This window comes from Nocardia terrae, assembly GCF_009760405.1.
Lineage (GTDB): Bacteria > Actinomycetota > Actinomycetes > Mycobacteriales > Mycobacteriaceae > Nocardia > Nocardia terrae.
Genome location: NZ_WRPP01000003.1, coordinates 942,016 through 961,325 on the forward strand (window position 1 = coordinate 942,016; position 19,310 = coordinate 961,325).

A 19,310-nucleotide genomic window follows, 5' to 3' on the forward strand; every position below is an offset into this window, starting at 1 on the left:
TCGTAGGGTCGGCGGCATGGACAACCAGACCGGGGTGTTCGTCGGATTGTCGACGCTCGATCTCTCCTACACCGTCGACCGATATCCCGTCGAAGACACCAAGACCCGCGCCGGGGAACTGTTCCTCGGCGCGGGCGGTCCGGCCGCCAATGCCGCGATCACCCATGCGTACCTCTCGCATCGCCGACTCCCCGGCCTGGCCCGCGGCACCGGCCTGATGACTGCGCTGGGCAGTCATGCACTGGCTCAGCCGATTCGGACGGAGTTGCAGCAATTCGGGATACAGATCTGGGATGAGGCCGCGGGCGACGCGGACCGTCCCCCGGTGTCCTCCATCGTCGTCGCCTCGGAAACCGGGACCAGGACGATCGTCTCGACCGACGGCGCGGAGCGGGATCCGTACCCGCCCGGCGAGCCCTACTACCTGGACGACGCCGATATCGTGCTGGTCGATGGCCACTACCCGCGCTTGGCGTTCGAGGCCGCGGGCCTGGCAGGCGGCATCCCGGTGGTTCTGGACGGTGGGCGGTGGCGGGAGGAGGTCCACCGGAAACTGCTGCCGGACATCACCATTGCGATCTGCTCCGAGAAGTTCGCGCCACCGGAACTGGACTCCGGCCATATCGACGAGGTGATCGACTTCCTGCACGCGACGGGTCCGCGACTGGTCGCGATCACCCGGGGTGGCCGGTCCATCCGCTATTCCACTCCGGACGGCCGCGGCGAGATCCCGGTGGCGACCGATGGCATTGTCGACACGCTCGGCGCGGGCGACATTCTGCACGGCGCGTTCTGCTATTTCTCCGCGCTCGGCGAGGAATTCCCGCTCGCATTGCGCCACGCCGCCGAGGTCGCCTCCTTTTCGTGCCGGTACACCGGAACCCGGGAATGGATGCGGCACTTCGATATTCAGTCGATCCGGTAGCCGCGTCCAGCCTTGCGCAGCACCAGATCCGCACGGGCGCGGGTGGATTCGACGAGGACGGCATTGCGCAGATCGCTCTGTACGACCTTGGTCCGCGCGGCCTCCGGGGTGCGGCCGCCGCGAATGTGGCGGCGCAGCAGCCGTTGTTCGATGATCGGGCGCGGCACGTCCAGGTACCAGGTCTCGTCGAGCAGCACGCGCACGGCCGACCAGGCGGGGTGGGCGCGATCGTCGAGGAGCAGATAGTTGCCCTCGGTGATGACGATGGTCTGGCGGTCGACGACCACACCGCCGGGCACGGGTTCGTGGATCGCGCGATCGTAGGTGGGCCAGGACACGGGGATGCCGGGCGCGGTGTCGCGGATCGCGCGCAGCTGCGCGAGGTAGCCCGCGGTGTCGAAGGTGTCGGGTTCGCCCTTGCGGTCGAGGATTCCGGCGGCGCGTAGTTGTGCGTTGGTGAGGTGGAAGCCGTCCATGGGCGCGACTTCGGCGATGGCGGCGCCCGCGGCCAGGTTCAGTTCGTCGCGAATGCCGCGGGCGAGAGTGGATTTGCCCGCGCCGGGCGGGCCCGCGATGCCGAGCAGAAACCGACCGGAATGACCTTCCGCGCGGCGGCGGACGCGAGCCGCCAACTCCGCCAAGGAGGTTTCGACACCGCCGCGTATCGCCACCCCCCAACCCTACGGGGAGTCAGTGCCCGCCTTCGGGAATGGCACGCACGAGCGCCCGCAGGTCGTCCTCGAGCAGCCGCGAGAGCCGATAGGTGAGCACGAACGCCAGCACCCCGCCCACGCTCAACCAGCGCAGCGGAACGATCACCAGCCACAGGTCCGCGGTCGACACGAAGGTCATGCTCGCGACGCCCAGCAGCGGCACCGAGGCGGCCGCGGCCAGATACAGATTGCTGCGCCGGGCCAGCGCAGAGAGCTGCCGCCGATCGGCCGGACCCACCGAACCGCGCGCCAGCAACTGCGGATACAGCGACCGCACCGAATACACCATGATCGGGAAGAACGGATAGGCCAGCGCGATGAGCGCGCACACCACCTGCGCGGTGAGGAAGTGCCAGAAGGCATTGTGCGGCAGGTCCGCTCCCGCGCCCTCGAGCGCCAGCGGCCAGACGATGCCCGCGATCATCCACATGGCGAACGGAATCCACACCGCCCGCTCCCCCATCAGCAGCGTGTCGGCGCGCGCTCGGGCCAGCTGGGCGGGGGTGTACTCGTGTCCGTGGGCCAGTCGATACGACACGGTCAGCGGCCGCCGCGCCAGCCACAGCAGCAGCACCGCGGCCAGCGGGAAGGTGATGGCATTGTTCACCAAAGCCACCTGCCCGAAGCGGTGCTGATCGAGCACCGACATCTCATCCACGATGAGGCTCTTGTTGATTCGGATGTTGTACCAGCTGGCCAGGGCATTGGGCAGGCCCACGCACAGCACGGCGATCGGCACCGGCCAGCCCCGCAGTCGCGCCCACGGACTGCGGCGCGGCGGATCGACCAGGTCTCTGGCCCGTGCGTCCAGGCACAGGTCCAGCTGACCCGCCAGCTGTCCCCCGCTCTGCCAGCGCCGCGCCGGATCGGGCCGCAGGCATTCCAGCAGCACGCGCCGCAGCGCCGCCGGAGTGTCGGCGGGCAGGGCCGTCAGCGCGGCCTCCGGCACCCCGGCGATCCGGCGGGCCAGCATGGCGGCCACCGCCTCGTCCCCGGCGGCATCGTCCTCGTCCTCGAAGGGCAGTGCGCCGGTGAGCATCTCCCACAGCACCAGTCCGAGCGAGTAGATATCGCCGCGGGTATCGGGTATCGGCGCGGCCGGATCCAGCAGTGCCGCCAGTGCCTCCGGCGAGCGATAGCGCAGCGCCTCGGTACCGTTCGCGCCGAGACCGCGGGAGCCGGGGAGTCCGTTGTTCCAATAGCCCGGTCCCAGCGCGAAATCCGCGAGCTTGGGTACGCCCTCAGCCGTGAAGAGCACATTGGCGGGCCGGATATCGTGGTGCAGCACCCCGTGCTGCTGACCGTATTCGAGCGCCCCGGCCAGCCGACGACCCACCCACGCAACGGTTTCCGGCCACGAGAGCCCGGCGATGTCCGACCGCACCCGCGAACCGGACGGGCGGCTCTCACCCTTCGCCTCCATGGCGGCGTCGATGGCCCGCAGCAGCAGCCCGCCGTCGGCGACCGCACCCGGTTCCGCGCGGGCCTGCGCCAGCACGCCGTCGACCGTCCCGCCCGGCAGGTACTGCATGTACAACAGCCGCAGGGGTTTCCCGGTGCTGCCGTCGGCGATCAACCGCTGGTCGAAGACCCGCACGATGTGCTGGTGATCGAGCTGCGCGACGGTCTCGGTGTCGCTGTCCGCGCCCGCCTCCACCCGCACGGCCACCAGCCGCTGCATGGACCGCTGCCGGGCCAGGAACATGCGGCCGCGCTCACCCCCGCCGAGATCGGTCAGCAGGTCGAAATCGTCGAGGCGACGCCCGATTTCGATGCCGTCGGGCAGCGGCGGCGCGGGCGGCGGGGCGGCGCCGGTGAACCGGCGGCGGATCTCCCCGGCGACCTCCGGGTATTCGGCGGTGAAGCTGTCCACGTCGAGCGGCCGGAAGCGACTGCGGGCCACGTACTCCTCGCACACCAGGTCCGCGAAGTCCGGGCTGTCGCCGAATTCCGGGAACTCCGCGCGGTATTCGGCGATCCGCTTCTCCAGCCCGGCCCGCAGCCACCGCCGGCGCATGTCCACCCGCACCAGATCGGTGAGGACCGCCAATCGCACGGTGTCGCCGTCGGGCAGGTAACCGGCCAGACGCGGCGGTTCACCACGCTCACCCCTCAGGGTGGATTCCCAATCGGCGGAGAAGCGCGCGAGGGCTTGCGCCGGAAGCTCACTCACGGTTCGGTACCCGCCGGGTTCCCGGGCGCCCGCGTCGGCGACACCACCCGCTCCAGTGCCGCCAGGTCGGCCTCCAGTGCCCGGAACATGGCGTAGACGAGCACGAACGCGGCGATGCCGCCCACGCTGAGCACCCGCACCGCCACGATGACCCGGGGAATGTCGTCCGGCGGCAGGAAGGTCACGCCCGCCACCGCCAGCAGCGGCACCGACGCCGCCACCGCCAGATACGTGGTGCAGCGCCGGCCCAGCCGGTGCAGCCACACCGCGTCCTCGGCGCTGATGTCCCCGTGCCGCAGGAACATCGGATAGATGCAGCGCACCAGGTAGAAGGCGACCAGGAAAAACGGATACGCCACCGCGATGGCTCCGCACACCACCAGCGACACCAGGAAGTGCACCACACCGCCCACCGGCAGGTCACTGGCCGTGAGCCGCAGGATCAGCGGGAAGGTGATCCCCGCGAGCACCCACAGCGAGAACACCACCAGCGAAATACGTTCCCCGGCAAGCAATACGTCGGCGCGGGCGCGCCGCAGCGTGTCCGGGTCGTATTCGCGTCCGGTGCGCAACCCGCGCGGCACCACGATCACATAGCGGCACAGATAGGCGGTCACCACCGCGCCGAGCGGGAAGAACACCAGGTTCACCGTCGCCGTGGTCAGCACGAAGGTGTGCATGGCCGAGTCGGACAGGTGGCTGATGATGAACGCCCGGTTATGGGCGATGTTGTACAGCGACGCCAGGGTGTTCGGCACGATCACCGCCAGCACGACCAGCGGAATCAGCCACGGCCGCAAGCGCATCCGCCAGCTGTGCGGCGGCGGGTCGACCAGGTCGCGGGCCCGCTCGTCCAGGCACAGGTCGAGCTGCTTGGCCAGCACCGCGCCATTGCGCCAGCGCTGTTCGCGATCGGGGTCCAGGCAGGTGAGCAGGACGCGGCGCAGCGCGGCCGGGCAGTCGGGCGGCACCCGGTCCAGGGCCGCGGTGTCGACGCCGTGCCGCCGCCGGTCCAGCATGGCCTCGAGGGTGGTGCGATCACCGTGGTCGCCGGGTCCGGCGGTGCTGTCGTCGAAGGGTTTCGCCCCGGTCAGCAACTCCCACAGCACCACGCCGAGGGAGAAGATGTCGGCGCGGGTGTCGAGGTCGGCGGCGCTCCCTTCGGTGCCCGGGTGGCAGGCCTCGAGCTGTTCGGGGGACATGTAGGACAGCGAACCACCGAAGTAGGAGACCGGACTGGAGCCGTCCAGATTCCGGCTGAAACTGATATTGAAATCCGCCAGTTTCGGTACCGCCTCGGCGGTGAGCAGCACGTTCGCGGGCTTCACATCCCGGTGCAGCACCCCGTGCCCGTCCGCGTAGTCCAGCGCCTCGGCCAGCCGACGGCCCAGCCACGCAACGGTTTCCGGCCAGTTCAGTCCGGCCAGCTCGGCGCGCACACTGGAATCGGTGGGCCGGATCTCGCCCTTCTCCTCCATGGCCGCGTCCACCGCGTCCAGCAGCAACTGCCCGCTGCGCTGCGCCGGCGGAGTGGCCCGCACCCAGCGCAGCACGCCCAGCAGGGTGCCGCCGGGCAGGAACTGCATGTACAGCAGCCGCAGCCGCCGCCCGGACTCGGTGCGCAGCTCCGACATCAGCCGCTGGTCGAAGACCCGCACGATGTAGTCGTGGTCGAGCTGGGCCAGGGTCTGCGGCTCGCTGCCGTGGTCGGCGGAGATCTTCACCGCCACCAGTCGCTGCAGCGACCGCTGCCGGGCCAGGAAGACGCGCGCGAAGGCCCCGGAGCCGAGGCTGGTGAGCAGATCGAAATCATCGATGCGCTGGCCGATTTCGATGCGATCCAGCAACTCCCCGGTGTCCGGCGCGCCGACTCCGCCGGTGACACGGGTGCGATCGGTGGCGGTGCCGACCGGTTGCGAGGGCTCCTCGAACAGCGTCAGCTCACCGGGTTCGGGGACCCGGGTGGTCTCACCGTCGAGCTGGCTTCCGAAGTGGAGGGTCTCCTCGCTGGGGGCGGGTGTGGTGGGTTCGAGGGTGAGCCCGCCGCGCGTGGACTCGTCCAGCCGCGTGCGCCGCGTGCTCTGGTCATCGTCGTCGGCATTGAGCAGTTCCCGCAGCTCGCCCGCCTGGTGCGGGTACTCGCGCAGGCAGTCGCGCGGATCCACTCGCTCGCCGCTGTGCCGCCGGATCACGAATTCCTCGTACACCAGCCCGGCGGGCAGATCCCGCGCGGCGAGTTCGGGGAATTCGGAACAGTATTCGCGCAATCGCTTGGGTGCCGGCGTGGTGCCGGACGGCGGGCCGGGGCGGCGCAACCAGCGGTGACGCATGTCCACCCGGATGAGCTCCACCAGCGCGCCGCGGCGCAGCGTGGTCGCGTCGGGCAGGTAGTCGGCGATGCGCGGCGGGGCCGCGGCGGCGGTGTCCCAGGCCGCGGCGAAGGCGGCGACCGCGCTGAATTCCGTTCCGGCCGTGTAACCCCCGGAGCGGTGGTCGGAACCAGAAGTCATGTCCGCACCCATCTGGCTCGGCACGGATGTCGATGATCCGTACTGTCGATCCATAGGTGTCGTGGATTCTTAGATTCGGACAAAGAACCCGCCACACCCGACACCATCATCCCCGACCACTAGCCGGAATGATAACTTGCGGCTCACGAGCGGATCACCCGATTTCGACACGAGGCGACGGGGGAAAACGAGCATGTACGACGAGGGCACGGCGATGACGGCCGATCGCGTCACCGCCGAGACCACCGAGGAGGTACCGGTGGCCGCCAACACGACCGATTCCGACACCCCATCCGAGCCCCGCCCGCCCGTGGATCTGACCACGGCCACCGGCACCGCCGCGGCCGTCCAGCACGGTTCGATCTCCCCCGAGCAGGCCCTCGACGCCGCGCTGGAGCGGATTCGCGCCCGCGACCGGAAGTTGAGCGCCTTCAGCCTGGTCCGCGAGGAGGCCGCGCGCGCCGAGGCCCGCGCGGTCGCCGAACGCCAAGACCTGGACATGCTGCCGCTGGCCGGGGTGCCGATCGCGGTGAAGAACAACATCGATGTCAGCGGCGAGGTCACCCGCGGGGGCTCGCTGTCGGGCTCGGAGGTTCCCGCGGACTCCGACCACCCGGTGGTGCGGCGGCTACGCGCGGCCGGCGCGGTCGTCGTCGGCCTCACCTCCGTTCCCGAGTTCGGGCTCTGGGGCGTCACCGACGGTCCGGGCAGCATCACCCGCAGCCCGTGGAACACCCGCTACTCGTCCGGTGGTTCGTCGGGCGGTTCCGGTGCGGCCGTCGGTTCCGGCATGGTTCCGATCGCGCACGGCAACGACGGTCTGGGGTCGGTCCGCATTCCGGCCGCGTGCTGCGGCGTGGTCGGCCTCAAGCCCGGCCGCGGGCTGGTCCCTTCCGAGGTCGGCGTCGACTCGTGGGGCGGGATGACCGAAAACGGTGTGCTCGCAACGACTGTCGCGGACACCGCGCTCATGCTCTCGGTGCTGGCCGACCGCCCGGACCTGGCCGATCTGGAGACACCGCCGACCCTGCGCATCGGGCTGGCCACCGCGGCGCCGACGCCGCTCACCCATATCGATCTGGCCTGGACGGCCGCCGCCGACAAGGCCGCCGCGGCCGCGTCGCAGGCCGGTCACATCATCGGCGTGGCCGAACTCCCTTACCAGGGTGCGACTTTCGCGCTGGCACTGCGCTGGCTGGGCAATGCCGCCCGGGAGGCGGCGACGGTCCCGCATCCGGAACGCCTGCAGCGCCGCACCCGCACCCATGTCGCGCTGGGCCGGGCGGTGCTGAAGTCCGGTCTGCTGCGCCCGTCCCAGGTGGATCGGGTGGAGGCCCGGCTGCTGGACTACTTCGAGCGCTACGACGTGGTCATCACCCCGACGCTGGCCACCGCGGCCCCGCGTGCCCGCCGCTGGCACTCCCGGCCCTGGCTCGCGAATGTCCTTGCGAACGTGAAGTTCTCACCGTTCACGCCGCTGTGGAATCTGGTCGGCTGGCCGGCCCTGTCCATCCCGATGGGCATCCACCCCCGCAACGGCACGCCGGTCGCCGCGCAGATCGCGGGCCCGCCCGGCAGCGAATCCACCATCCTGCGCCTGGCCGCCCAGATCGAGGCCGCCCACCCGTGGCAGCGTCTCGCGCCCTGAGGACGACACAGCGCCGCGTCACCTGGTGACGCGGCGCTGGTGGTATTCGGCGCTGCTTCGAGCGATTCGGTGTCGCACCGATAGCTCGGCACTGCCCGGCGGGCGGCGGCAACCTCCGACCTACTGCCGCCGCCAGAGGCGGACCGGGCTGTGTTCCGCGCTACTGCGCGGCGACGGCTTCCTGCTCGGCGAAGCCACCCTCGAGGACGCGGGCCGCGAATTCGAGAATGGTCGGCCGGTCGTCGTCGGCACGCCAGGCCACCGCGAGCTCGCACGGAGCCAGACCGGTCACCGGGCGGGCGGTCAGGCCGGGCCAGCGGTACATGGGGACGTTGTTCTCGGCCAGCAGGCAGACGCCCAGGCCGAGACTGACGGCTTCGAGCCGCTCTTCGGCGGTGGCCGCCTCCGCGCCGATCTTGGCCTGCCGGCCGCCGCGGGCGTCCGCGCCGAGCCAGAAGTCGCGCGCCGCACCGGCTTCGGCGGGCATGGCGATGAAGGGCTCGTCGATCAGGTCGGCGAAGTCGATGCTCTCCTGGTTGGCCAGCGCGTGGTTTTCCGGCAGCAGCACCCAGCGCGGCTCGGTGCGCAGCACCTGCCAGCGGTAGCGGCTGGTGTCGGGCACCGGCAGCCACATCAGGGCCAGATCCGCCTGTCGCCCGGCCAGCCCGCTGGACGGGTCGGTCCAGGACGCGGAGTGCAGGGCGAGCCGGTGGCCGCTGGCGCTCTCCAGGTCGGTGATCAGGCCGCGCCCGATGGAGGACTGGATGCCGACGCGCAGCACCTCACCGGCCTCCTGCAGGGCGACATTGGTGACTTCCCACAGTTCCAGGATCTTCCGCGCGCCTTCGAGGAGTTCCTTGCCGGCGACGGTCAGGGCCACGCTGCGCTGGTTGCGGTCGAACAGCACGACGTCGAGCTGGCGCTCCAGCTGACGGATCTGTCGTGACAGGGTGGGTTGTGCGATGTGCAGCCGCTGGGCGGCGTTGGTGAAATGCAGTTCCTCAGCGACGGCGACGAAATACCGCAGGTCGCGCAAATGCGGGTCCATAGCCCCTTGCTATCAGAATCGGTCTTGATTTTCCAGCCGTATCCGACCCGAAAGTTTGCAACAGGATCAGAAAACAGCCGTCAGGTTTGTTCCTGACAGCATAGGGCGCGGGTGAAACATTCTGTTAACTGGATCCGCGAATTTCTGGCCATTCAGCGGGACACCCCCTCCCACTCCCAAGCGAACGATTGACCAGTAGTAACGCCCATCACGCCCGCGACCGGCCACACACCCCCGGACCCGCACGCGGACTTCCAGCAACAGCACCTGTCCAGCCCCCTGAACTCAAACAAAATCACCGAGTGACATTCATCACATCAACGCGAAAAGCCGCCCCGAATCATGGGACGGCCTTCGCTGCGGGGAGTCCGAGAGGTGTTTCTAGCCCCCGTAGACCTTCGGGTCGAGGGTGCCGATGTAGGGCAGATCGCGGTAGCGCTCGGCGTAGTCGAGGCCGTAGCCGACCACGAACTCGTTCGGGATGTCGAAGCCGACCGCCATGACGTCGACCTGCGTGCGCAGCGCGTCCGGCTTGCGCAGCAGCGTCACGACCTCCAGCGAGGCCGGGTTGCGGCTGGACAGGTTGCGCAGCAGCCACGACAGCGTCAGACCGGAGTCGATGATGTCCTCGACGATCAGCACATTGCGGCCCGCGATGTCCTTGTCCAGGTCCTTCATGATGCGCACGACGCCCGAGGACGAGGTGGAGGATCCGTAGGACGAGACGGCCATGAACTCCATCTGCGTCGGCACGGTGAGCTTCTTGGCCAGATCGGTCATGAAGAAGATCGCGCCCTTGAGCACGCCCACGAGCAGCAGGTCACCCTCGGGGGCCCCGGCCGGGTAGCGCTTGGCGACCAGTTCCGCGAGTTCTTCGACCTTGGCGGCGATCTCGTCCTCGCTGATCAGCACCGACGCGATGTCGTCCCCGTACACGTCCGCTGGTATCCCTTCAGTGATGTGTCGACCCGGCCGCGCTTGCTCGCCGACCGGGGTCACTCTGACCTGAGTATGAGCCTGCCATGTTCACGCGCGGCAACCAACCTCGTCCCGGCGGCCGAACCGCCCACCGCGACCCCGCCCTGTCCACGCCATTGCGTGACCAGCGCCTCGACCGCCCGTAAATTGCTGTCGGTCAATGATTTTGCGCCACGCTCGAGCAACCACGCGCGAATGACGCGTCGGCGGAGCGCGGGCGCGGCAGTGGCGAGCGTCTCGATTCGCAGCCCCCCGTCCTCCCGCACATCCGCCAGCAACTCTCCGGCGAGCGCGTCCAGGACCTCGCCGTCCTCACGCAACTGGGCCGCGGTCCGGGCCAGCGCGACCGCCACCCCGCCGCCGAGGACGTCCTCGAGCAGCGGCAATACCTCCCCGCGCAGCCGCACCCGGGTGAACTCCGGCGCACTGTTGTGCGGGTCCTCCCACGGCTTCAGCCCCAGGTCCGCGCACAGCTCCCGGGTCGTCTCCCGCCGCACCCCGAGCAGGGGCCGGCCCCACGGGTCGTCGAATTCGGCCATGCCGCGAATCGATCGGGAGCCCGACCCGCGGGCCAGGCCGAGCAGCACGGTTTCGGCCTGATCATCGAGGGTGTGGCCGAGCAGGACCGGAAGTCCTTCGCGCGCTTCGTCCAGCGCCGCGTACCGGGCCAGCCGGGCCGCCGCCTCCGGGCCGCCCGGATAGCGGCCGTCGCGACGATCGACGGTCACCGTCCGCACCCAGGCCGACCGGCAGCCCAGGCGCAGCGCCACCGCGGCGGCCTCGGCCGCGACCTCCGCCGAATGCGGCTGCAGCCCGTGGTCCACGGTCAGGGCGTGCACCACGTCGGCCTCCGCGCAGGCGGCGGCGGCCAGGGCCAGCGAGTCCGACCCGCCCGAGACGGCCACCGCGACCACGCCGTCGGGTGCGTACCGGCCCAGCCACTCCCGCACGGCACGCCGCATTTCCAGCGCGGCGCGCGTTTCGGGCAGCCGGGGCCGATCGTTCACGCCCAGATCGTCGCATGCGCCGCACCGGCTCCCCGCCTTGCCGGGCCACGCTGGCGCAATGGATCCCGCGCAGGCACAATCGGTATCAGCCGAGGACGCGGCTCACCCAGCGCTGCGGTTCCCCGATTTCGTCTGTGCGGGGCAGGGTTTCGGGCTCGGTCCAGACGGTGTTGAAGCGTTCCATGCCGACGGTGTCCACGACCGCGTCGACGAAGGCTTTCCCGCGCACGTACTGGGCGACCTTGGCGTCCATGCCGAGCAGGGCGCGCAGTAGCCGCTGAATGGGGTTGGCGGGGCGCTTGCGGCGCTGGTCGAAGGCGGCCCGAATGCGGGTCACCGAGGGAACCACGGCCGGTCCGACGGCATCCATGACATGGTCGGCGTGGCCCTCCAGGAGGGTGCCGAGCATGAGGAGGCGATCGAGGGCCTCGCGCTGCGGTGCGGCCTGGGTGGCGCGCAGCAGGCCGATGACGCCGCCCGCGGGGTCCTCCTCGCCGCGACGGCGAGCCTGCACGGCCTCGGCCAGCCGGGCCAGCATGTCGGCCAGCGGTTCGTCCCCGGCCTCGCCGAGCACCTCCACATTGCGGCGCATGTAGTCGGCGATCCAAGGAGCCGAAGAGAATTGGACCCGGTGGGTGACCTCGTGGAGGCAGACCCAGAGCCGGAAGTCGCTGGGCGGCACGCCCAGGGCGCGCTCGACCGCCATGATGTTGGGCGCGACCAGCAGCAGCGTGCCGTCGGGTCCGGTGAAGGGGTCGTACTGGCCGAGGATGGCCGTGGACAGGAATGCCAGCATGGCCCCGGCCTGCAAACCGGCCGGTTTGCCAACGAATTTGCCGGGCGCACCGGCGTCGACGCCGCTGCCGGTGAGCTGCGACATGGACTCCGCGGCCGCCCTGATCCAGCCCGGCCGGTCCACGACCAGCGCGTCCGGCACCACGGATCCGTCGTCCAGCCCACTGACCTCGCGCACCGGCCCCTCGGCGCGCACCGAGGCGGAGGCGAGTTCGGCGACCGCCTGCTCGGCCGAATACCGGGAGGTGCGCGGCCCGGCGGGCACCAGCGCGGCGCCCGTGCGGGCGGCCACGCTCCAGTCGACGACGCCGGTCAGATTGGTGCGCGTCCGCCGGGTCGGTTCACGATCTTCCGAATCGGCGGGGGCCGAGGGGTTTTCGGGTCCGGTCATGTTCATCCACCCGTCAGGAGCAGCCACAGTTGCGCAGTGCGTTGGCGACGGCGTCCAGCGCGGGTCGGCTCACTTCCGGGGGCCGATCGTTGGACATGAGGGCGAACGTCAGCACCCGTCCGTCGCGGTCCAGCACATAACCCACCAACGCACTCGATACGGACAGAGTTCCTGTTTTGGCCCGGATCCAACCCGCCCCTTCGCGATCCCGGTCGACATACCGGCTCGCCAGCGATCCGGTGCCGCCCGCGACGGGCAGGTAGTCCAGCAGCGGCGCGAGCGGAGATCCGGCGGACTTGTCCGAGGCCGGGTCGGCGGTCGAATTGTCCTGTGAACCGGCGTTTCCGGGCAGCGCCGCCACGGTCAGCACCCGGTTGAGCAGTCGCGGCGGAATGCGGTCCTCGGTCGAAAGTCCGCTGCCGTCGGACATTTTCAGCCCGTTCAGGTCGAATCCAGCGGCCTGCAGCACGGTCTGCATCGCGGCCACGCCACCAGTGAAGGAGGCTTCCTGACCCAGCGCCACCGCGACCTCACGGGCGATGGCCTCGGCCAGCACATTGTCCGAGTGCACCATGGCCTGCAGCATGCGTTCGCGCAGCGGCGCGGACTGCACGGCGGCCAGCTGGCTCGCGCCCGCCGGGGCGGCGCCCACGGTGACCTTCGCCGGATCCACCCCGAGCTCGGTGGCCAGCTTCTTGCCCGCGTCGAGCGCGGGAGTGGCGGTGCGCGGCGAATATTCGACCAGCGGATCCAACCGGCCGCCATCGATCATCACCGGATCCATCGGCGCGATGGACCCGCCCGCGATGTCGGAGTTCTCCCAGCCGGGCGCGAAGTTCGGTCCGGTGTAGGCGGAGGTGTCGACCAGGATCGAGTCCACCCGCTGCCCGGATGCCTTGATCTGCGCGACCAGGTCCTGCAGCTTGGGTGCGTCCGGGTAGTAGCCCTTGCCGTCCGGCTGCGCCGTGATGGTCGGATCACCGCCGCCGACGAGCACGATCTGCCCCGGGGTCGCACCGGCCACCACCTTGGTGGTCAGCCGGTGGTCATCGGGCAGGGCCAGCAGCGCTGCCGCCGTCGTGAGGACCTTGGCGGTCGACGACGGGATCATGCCCTTGTCCGGGTCCTGCGTCCACAGCACCTTGCCGCTGTCGCCGTCCGACACCGAGCCCGCGAAGATTCCCAGATCGGGGTTCCCGACCACGGGCCCCAGCGCGGCGGCCAGACCGCCGGCGGTGGCGGCGGGCGCGGTGACCGGCGCGGGGGCGACCTGCGGAATCGGCTTCGAGGGTGCGGGCGGGGCGGCGATCGTCAAGCCCCCGTGCCGGAACTCCTCGGTCCACGGCTTCAGGATCAGGGCCACCGACCCGGCCGCGACCAGGACCATGACCAGCACCAACGACACCAGGATCCAGGTTCTGCGCCGCCGCTTGGCCTCCAGACCACCGACGTTCTGCTTGTTCCGACCAAACACCTGCCGCTGTCTCCCTGATACCTGTGGTGGGGCTATGGCTACTGCTCGGGGCCCCGGGACGTCCCTGCCGAACCCACACACTCGCGGTCCACACTATCCTCGTTGCGCAGTCGTTCCCTCGAACGAGCTGGCGAGTCGGCAGCCCTACCGCCCACAGAAGGAGATGACGTGGAGTTCGACGTCACCATCGAGATCCCCCGGGGTCAGCGCAACAAGTACGAGGTCGATCACGAGACCGGACGCGTGCGCCTGGACCGCTACCTCTACACCCCGATGATGTACCCGGCCGACTACGGCTACATCGAGAACACCCTGGGTGGCGACGGCGACCCGCTGGACTGCATGGTGCTGCTGCCCGAGCCCGTCTTCCCGGGTGTGCTGGTCGAGGCCCGTCCGGTCGGCGTGCTCATCATGAGCGACGAGGCCGGCACCGACGAGAAGCTGGTCGCGGTCCCCAACAAGGACAAGCGCTGGGCCCACATCCAGGACGTCGAGGACATCCCGGAGTTCCAGCGCAAGGAGATCGCGCACTTCTTCGAGCGCTACAAGGACCTGGAGCCCGGCAAGTGGGTCAAGGTCGAGGGCTGGGAAGGCCGCGAGAAGGCCGAGAAGCTGGTCGAGGAGGCGTACGCGCGCCTGAAGGAGCAGGGCGGCCACTGAGCCCCGCGACGACGCAGGGGTGGTGCGGGAACCGCGCCACCCCTTCGCATTTCGCTACGATCTGGCCGATGTCAGCCCTCGGCGGTGGTCAATCCGGCGGTGGTGCGCAGCGGCACCTCGCGCCACAGCAGCACCAGCAGGAATGCCACCAGGGTGACCGCGGACGTGGTCAGGAAGACCGTCGACAGTGAATCCGCGAAGCCGACCTTGAACGGGTGCGCGAGTACGGGATTGAGCTTCTGAATCACCGAACTGTCGTTCAGCACACCCTGTGCTGCCGAGGTGTCGTGGTTCAGAAAGCCTTGCGACAAGGCCATATCCGCGGGATTACCATCGTGCGCACCGTTGACCACGGCGCGCTGGAATTCCGGATCCTTGCCCGCCTCCAGCAGCTGCGAACGGATATTGGGTCCGAGCCGGTCGAACAGGATCGACAGGAACACCGCCGCGCCGAGCGTGCCGCCGATCTGACGGAAGAAAGTGGCGGCGGCCGTGGAGACGCCCATGTCCTTGGGCGGCAGCGCATTCTGCAGGGCCACGATGAGCGGCTGCATGAGATTGCCGAGCCCGAATCCGACGCACAGCATGAACAGCACCACGATCCAGAAGGCGGTATCGGCCTTCAAATAGTGCAGCAGGAACAATCCGATGGTGATCATGGCGGAACCGAGCAGCGTATAGACGCGGTAATGCCCGGTGCGCGAGATCAATTGGCCCGAGACGACCGAGCCGATCATCATGCCCAGCACCATGGGAATCATCTGCAGACCGCCGATCATCGGGCTCGCACCCCGGTCGGCCTGCAAATACTGTGGCAGCAGCAGGATCCCGCCGAACATGCCCGCGCCGACCACGAACGAGATGACCACGCCGAGCGCGAAGGTCCGATTCTTGAAGATACGCAGCGGCACCAGCGCCGCGTCCCCCAGAGCCGCTTCCACCAGGATGAACCCGGCCACGCCCAGCGCCCCGACGCCGTAGCAGAGCAGCGATTTCGCGCTGGTCCAGCCCCATTCGCGACCTTGCTGCGCCACGATCAGCAGCGGGCTCATGGCGATGATCAGCACCAGTGCGCCCCAATAGTCCACGCGGTCACGGGATTTCTCGCGCGGGGGCAGATGCAGCACGCGGGTCACCACCACGAGGGTGAACAGCCCGATCGGTACGTTCACCAGGAAAACCCAGCGCCAGCCCGCGATGCCGAGAATGCTGTGCTGCCCGGCGAACAGGCCGCCCAGCACCGGTCCGACCACACTCGAGGTGCCGAAAACGGCCAGGAAATACCCTTGATATCTGGACCGCTCCCGGGGACTGACGATATCGCCGACAATGGTGAGCGCCAACGACATCAGCCCGCCCGCACCCAATCCCTGCAGGGCCCGGAACACCGCCAGCTCGTACATGGACTGCGACAGCGTGCAGAGCAGCGATCCGCTCACGAAGATCGAAATCGAAGCCAGATAGAAGGGCTTGCGCCCGTACATATCCGAGAGCTTGCCGTACAGCGGCGTGGCCAGCGTGGCGGTGATCAGATACGCGGTGGTGGCCCACGCCTGCAGCGAATATCCGTTCAGGTCATCGGCGATGGTGCGGATCGCGGTCGAGACAATGGTCTGATCGAGCGCCGCGAGCAGAATTCCCAGCAGCAGTCCGCTGAGGATCACCAATATCTGCCGATGGGTGAAGCCGCCCTCTTCGGTCGACTCGCCTACTTCGGATGTAGCCATGACCAAACCTCCGGTCCCCGCCCCAAGAACGATAGGCCGGAAACCGGAGGTGTGCAGTCCTTTTAAGGGCGAACCCTCCGGGGTTACCTACCCTTGAATTCGGGGGCCCGCTTTTCGAAAACCGCCGTGATGGCCTCGGTGAGATCCTCCGACGGCAGGAAGGCCGAATTCCACACCGAGACGTACCGCAGCCCGTCGGCGACCTTGCCGCGCTTGGGCTGATCCAGCACATCCTTGATGCCCTGCACGACCAGCGGCGGGTTGGCGGCGATCTCCCCCGCCATGGCGTAAGCCGCTTCCAGCACGGCGTCCTGATCCTCGAACACGTCGTTGATCAGCCCGATCTTCTCGGCCCGCGCCGCGTCGATGTCCTTGCCGGTGTAGGCGAGTTCGCGCACGTGCCCCTCGCCGATGATCCCGGGCAGCCGGTGCAGCGAGCCGATGTCGGCCACGATGGCCACCTTGGCCTCACGCAGGCTGAACTTGGCGTCCGCACTGGCCAGGCGGATGTCGGCGGCCGCGATCAGGTCCAGCCCGCCGCCGATGCACCAGCCGGAGATGGCGGCGATGACCGGCTTGGCGCAGTCGGCGACCGCGGTCACCGAGTCCTGCATGCTGCGCACGTGCTTGAGGAAGTCGGTGCGCGGCGCGGCCAGGGCCTTGTCGGCCAGCAGCGGACCGAACAGCGGGCTCATGGCGGGCAGGTCCAGGCCGTAGGAGAAGTGCTTGCCGGATCCGGTGAGCACGATGGCCCGCACCTCGGGGTCGGCGTCGAGTTCGCCGAAGATGAGCGGCAGCTCGCGCCAGAAGTCGGGGCCCATGGCATTGCCCTTGCCGGGACCGGTGAGCGTCACGGTGGCGATGTGGTCCTTGCTTTCGACGTCGAAAGCCTTCCATTCGGTCATCGGTCCAGCGTATCGGGGGTGCCGGCGGTCGAGCGGGGCGGTGTAAACGCTGTGCTAAATCTGCTGCGTCCCAGTGTTTTCCGGCCGGTTCCCGAGCCACGATTATTCGGTCCGCACATTCTGCTCCTCCCGTTTGTGAGGTCATGGTGTCGATGCATCACGGAATCGGCCTGGACCGGTTCAATTCCCTGTCTCGCCTGCGCGCGATCCACGCCCTCTACGCCTGCTGCTGCAATGTCACCTGGGCGCAGAAGATCGCCGACGGCCGCCCGTATCCCGGTCATGCCGCGCTGTTCACCGCCGCCGAGGCGGAACTGCACGCGCTGTCCGCGGTGGATCTGGAACGGGTCTTCGATTCCTGTGTGCACGAGCAGGTTTCGGAGCACACCGTCGAGGGGGTGAATCCCCTCGTCCGCGCCCGCCTGCTCGAGTTGCTGGGCCCGGAGGAGGGCTATCCCGAATACTGATCCCCCGCACATCCACCGCAATCGCTCTACGCTGGTTGCCATGCGCCGGTCGCTGCCACCCGTCGCCTCGAGGGTCTCCGACACCTTGATCGCGCGCGGACATCACGGGGTGATCATCACCCAGCCCACGCCCACCCACACCGCGCAGGAAGCGGCCGATGCCCTCGGCGTGACCGTCGGGGCCATCACCAAATCGCTGGTCTTCCTGCTCGACGACGATCCCGTACTGCTGCTGGTCTCGGGCGCGCACCAGGTGAACCTGGACCGCACCGGCGAGCGACTCGAGGGCACTCTCACCCGCGCACCCGCGGCAATGGTCCGCGAGGTGACCGGGCAGCCCATCGGGGGTGTCGCCCCGCTCGGCCATCCCACCAATCTGCCGACCTTCGTCGACAACGCGCTGTCGCGGCATCAGGAGCTGTGGGCCGCGGCCGGGCATCCGAATACGGTCTTCCGCACGACGTTCGGGGAACTGGTGCGGATCACCGCGGGGCTGGCCATCGACGTCGATTGACGGCGAGCCGTCGGGGTCGATTGACGGCGAGCCGTCGGGTCGATTGAGCGATTTCTTACAGCGTGGAATAACCAAGCGCCCGACCACGTAGGTTCGTGACGTGAGCGATTCTCCGACGCCCGGCACCGAGCTACATGTGCCCGACGACCTGAGCGGCATTACCGCGCAGCAGTATCGCGCCGCCATGCGGCACTATCCGGCCGGCGTCACGATCGTCACCCTGAACTCCGCGGACGGCCCGGTCGGTTTCACCGCCACCTCGTTCGCCTCGCTCTCGGCGCAACCGCCGCTAATCTCGTTCAATATCGCCGAGACCTCCTCCAGCATCGAGGCGATGCTGGGAGCCCGATCCCTGGTCGTGCACTTCCTGGGCGAGCATCAGAAGCACCTGGCCCAGCGCTTCAGCCGGACCGCCGAGGACCGCTTCACCGACCGGTCGCTCTGGACCGCCCTGAGCACCGGCGAACCGGTCCTGCACGGCACTCCGATCTGGGTCCGCGCGACCGTCCACCAGCTGCTCCCGATCGGCGACCACACCCTGGTCATCGGCCTGGTCACCCAGGTGCACGACAACACCGAGAGCTCCCCCGCGGTCGGCCCGCTCGTCTATTACAACGGCGCGTACCACCGCGCCGAGATCGCCGACTGACTCACGCGCCCGCCGACGCGGCGGTCCCGATCCCCAAGGCCGCCAGAATCGCGGCGCTGGCCTGTTCCAGCCGAGCCCGGATCTTGGGCCGCTTCAACAGGGCGACGGCCCGCGCGGCCGCTACGGCCAGGACGATCATTTCGATTGCGGCGATGGTGGATTCGATCGCTCCCAGCGTGAGCGTGTTCAGGAATGTCACGTGGGTGAGGAACTGCGGCAGCACCGCGAGATAGAACAACCCGACCTTCGGATTGAAAATGCAGGACAGCAATCCCGCGGCGAACGCCGAGCGCATCGACACCGGCTTCCCCGTCGCCACCGCGACATCGGTCTCCCCGGCATCGTCCGCCTGCCCGCGCCGATGCGCCAGCAAGGCCCGAATCCCCAGGTACACCAGGTAGATTCCGCCGATCACCTTGAGCGTGCGATACGCGGTGGCCGACTGCTCCAGCAGCGCCGCCACCCCCGCCGCGACCACCGTCGCCCAGACGATCCCCCCGAATGCCGACCCCACCGCCGCCGCGATCCCGGGCCGCGATCCGGCCATCGAAAAGCGCAGCACCAGAAAGGTATCCGGCCCCGGCGTGAGCGCCAGCAGCACGCACAGCCCCACGAAACTCAGCAACAACGCAAAACTCATACCCACCATGGCAACTCACCGGTGCGACTCGACGCAAGGGTGCCGTCGTTGACCCTGCCCCCGACGAACAGGGTCAACGACGCACG

The 19,310-nt window shown here is 69.0% G+C and carries 17 protein-coding genes; 6 read left to right on the plus strand and 11 right to left on the minus strand.

What is annotated here, in order from left to right; genetic code table 11:
- Positions 1–16: 16 nt before the first annotated feature.
- Positions 17–925, plus strand: a complete 909-nt coding sequence (locus GPX89_RS19640) for a PfkB family carbohydrate kinase (RefSeq protein ID WP_157388982.1) — start codon at positions 17–19, stop codon at positions 923–925.
- Here GPX89_RS19640 and GPX89_RS19645 read toward each other — a convergent pair.
- The 3 genes from GPX89_RS19645 to GPX89_RS19655 are packed head-to-tail and all read right to left on the minus strand — an operon-like array spanning position 910 to position 6,321.
- Positions 910–1,596 carry a nucleoside/nucleotide kinase family protein gene (locus GPX89_RS19645; RefSeq protein WP_328602036.1) on the minus strand — a complete coding sequence of 229 codons (687 nt, stop codon included), beginning with the start codon at positions 1,594–1,596 and terminating at the stop codon, positions 910–912. The two genes, GPX89_RS19640 and GPX89_RS19645, sit on opposite strands and share 16 nt — an antisense overlap.
- A gap of 19 nt (positions 1,597–1,615) precedes the next feature.
- Positions 1,616–3,811, minus strand: a complete 2,196-nt coding sequence (locus GPX89_RS19650) for a protein kinase domain-containing protein (RefSeq protein ID WP_328602037.1) — start codon at positions 3,809–3,811, stop codon at positions 1,616–1,618.
- The gene (locus tag GPX89_RS19655) at positions 3,808–6,321 is read right to left on the minus strand and encodes a serine/threonine-protein kinase (RefSeq protein ID WP_157388983.1); all 2,514 of its coding nucleotides are present in this window, start codon (positions 6,319–6,321) and stop codon (positions 3,808–3,810) included. Before GPX89_RS19655 ends, GPX89_RS19650 begins: the two co-directional genes overlap by 4 nt.
- A 193-nt stretch (positions 6,322–6,514) precedes the next feature.
- Here GPX89_RS19655 and GPX89_RS19660 point away from each other — a divergent pair, with 193 nt between their 5' ends.
- Positions 6,515–7,969: an amidase gene (locus tag GPX89_RS19660; RefSeq protein WP_235947517.1), complete on the plus strand. Its 1,455-nt coding sequence runs from the start codon at positions 6,515–6,517 to the stop codon at positions 7,967–7,969.
- A gap of 160 nt (positions 7,970–8,129) precedes the next feature.
- On the opposite strand, the gene GPX89_RS19665 is transcribed toward GPX89_RS19660, so the two are convergent.
- The 5 genes from GPX89_RS19665 to dacB form a co-directional block, all read right to left on the minus strand.
- Entirely contained in the window at positions 8,130–9,017 is an 888-nt protein-coding gene (locus GPX89_RS19665) for a LysR family transcriptional regulator (protein ID WP_157388984.1), read from the minus strand.
- 381 nt (positions 9,018–9,398) lie between these two features.
- Positions 9,399–9,953, minus strand: a complete 555-nt coding sequence (gene hpt / locus GPX89_RS19670) for a hypoxanthine phosphoribosyltransferase (protein ID WP_040802845.1) — start codon at positions 9,951–9,953, stop codon at positions 9,399–9,401.
- Positions 9,954–10,012: 59 nt separating this feature from the next.
- Positions 10,013–10,957 carry a tRNA lysidine(34) synthetase TilS gene (tilS, locus tag GPX89_RS19675; protein ID WP_157389235.1) on the minus strand — a complete coding sequence of 315 codons (945 nt, stop codon included), beginning with the start codon at positions 10,955–10,957 and terminating at the stop codon, positions 10,013–10,015.
- A gap of 130 nt (positions 10,958–11,087) precedes the next feature.
- Positions 11,088–12,188 carry a zinc-dependent metalloprotease gene (locus tag GPX89_RS19680; RefSeq protein ID WP_198347499.1) on the minus strand — a complete coding sequence of 367 codons (1,101 nt, stop codon included), beginning with the start codon at positions 12,186–12,188 and terminating at the stop codon, positions 11,088–11,090.
- A gap of 13 nt (positions 12,189–12,201) precedes the next feature.
- Positions 12,202–13,662, minus strand: a complete 1,461-nt coding sequence (dacB, locus tag GPX89_RS19685; RefSeq protein ID WP_328602038.1) for a D-alanyl-D-alanine carboxypeptidase/D-alanyl-D-alanine endopeptidase — start codon at positions 13,660–13,662, stop codon at positions 12,202–12,204.
- A gap of 168 nt (positions 13,663–13,830) precedes the next feature.
- Here dacB and ppa point away from each other — a divergent pair, with 168 nt between their 5' ends.
- Entirely contained in the window at positions 13,831–14,322 is a 492-nt protein-coding gene (ppa, locus tag GPX89_RS19690) for an inorganic diphosphatase (protein WP_328602039.1), read from the plus strand.
- Positions 14,323–14,393: 71 nt separating this feature from the next.
- On the opposite strand, the gene GPX89_RS19695 is transcribed toward ppa, so the two are convergent.
- Positions 14,394–16,049, minus strand: a complete 1,656-nt coding sequence (locus GPX89_RS19695; RefSeq protein ID WP_157388986.1) for an MDR family MFS transporter — start codon at positions 16,047–16,049, stop codon at positions 14,394–14,396.
- An 83-nt stretch (positions 16,050–16,132) separates the two neighbouring features.
- Complete coding sequence (locus tag GPX89_RS19700; protein ID WP_157388987.1) at positions 16,133–16,954, minus strand: crotonase/enoyl-CoA hydratase family protein; 822 nt, start codon at positions 16,952–16,954, stop codon at positions 16,133–16,135.
- A gap of 152 nt (positions 16,955–17,106) precedes the next feature.
- Here GPX89_RS19700 and GPX89_RS19705 point away from each other — a divergent pair, with 152 nt between their 5' ends.
- From GPX89_RS19705 to GPX89_RS19715, 3 genes are all read left to right on the plus strand, one after another.
- Positions 17,107–17,421 carry a 2-oxo-4-hydroxy-4-carboxy-5-ureidoimidazoline decarboxylase gene (locus GPX89_RS19705; protein ID WP_235947518.1) on the plus strand — a complete coding sequence of 105 codons (315 nt, stop codon included), beginning with the start codon at positions 17,107–17,109 and terminating at the stop codon, positions 17,419–17,421.
- 40 nt (positions 17,422–17,461) lie between these two features.
- Positions 17,462–17,935 carry a YbaK/EbsC family protein gene (locus tag GPX89_RS19710; RefSeq protein WP_157388989.1) on the plus strand — a complete coding sequence of 158 codons (474 nt, stop codon included), beginning with the start codon at positions 17,462–17,464 and terminating at the stop codon, positions 17,933–17,935.
- 100 nt (positions 17,936–18,035) lie between these two features.
- Complete coding sequence (locus GPX89_RS19715) at positions 18,036–18,584, plus strand: flavin reductase family protein (RefSeq protein WP_328602040.1); 549 nt, start codon at positions 18,036–18,038, stop codon at positions 18,582–18,584.
- Position 18,585: 1 nt separating this feature from the next.
- On the opposite strand, the gene GPX89_RS19720 is transcribed toward GPX89_RS19715, so the two are convergent.
- A complete protein-coding gene (locus GPX89_RS19720) occupies positions 18,586–19,224 on the minus strand; it encodes a LysE family translocator (protein WP_157388990.1) in 639 nt (212 codons plus the stop codon).
- Positions 19,225–19,310 lie beyond the last annotated feature (86 nt).

Excerpts from the sequence above, each read along its gene's own strand:
- GPX89_RS19640 (WP_157388982.1), top strand. The coding sequence starts at position 17 with ATGGACAACCAGACCGGGGTGTTCGTCGGATTGTCGACGCTCGATCTC.
- GPX89_RS19655 (WP_157388983.1), bottom strand. The coding sequence starts at position 6,321 with ATGACTTCTGGTTCCGACCACCGCTCCGGGGGTTACACGGCCGGAACG.
- GPX89_RS19660 (WP_235947517.1), top strand. The coding sequence starts at position 6,515 with ATGTACGACGAGGGCACGGCGATGACGGCCGATCGCGTCACCGCCGAG.
- GPX89_RS19665 (WP_157388984.1), bottom strand. The coding sequence starts at position 9,017 with ATGGACCCGCATTTGCGCGACCTGCGGTATTTCGTCGCCGTCGCTGAG.
- tilS (WP_157389235.1), bottom strand. The coding sequence starts at position 10,957 with ATGCGGCGTGCCGTGCGGGAGTGGCTGGGCCGGTACGCACCCGACGGC.
- GPX89_RS19680 (WP_198347499.1), bottom strand. The coding sequence starts at position 12,188 with ATGACCGGACCCGAAAACCCCTCGGCCCCCGCCGATTCGGAAGATCGT.
- GPX89_RS19695 (WP_157388986.1), bottom strand. The coding sequence starts at position 16,049 with ATGGCTACATCCGAAGTAGGCGAGTCGACCGAAGAGGGCGGCTTCACC.
- GPX89_RS19700 (WP_157388987.1), bottom strand. The coding sequence starts at position 16,954 with ATGACCGAATGGAAGGCTTTCGACGTCGAAAGCAAGGACCACATCGCC.
- GPX89_RS19705 (WP_235947518.1), top strand. The coding sequence starts at position 17,107 with ATGCATCACGGAATCGGCCTGGACCGGTTCAATTCCCTGTCTCGCCTG.
- GPX89_RS19710 (WP_157388989.1), top strand. The coding sequence starts at position 17,462 with ATGCGCCGGTCGCTGCCACCCGTCGCCTCGAGGGTCTCCGACACCTTG.
- GPX89_RS19720 (WP_157388990.1), bottom strand. The coding sequence starts at position 19,224 with ATGAGTTTTGCGTTGTTGCTGAGTTTCGTGGGGCTGTGCGTGCTGCTG.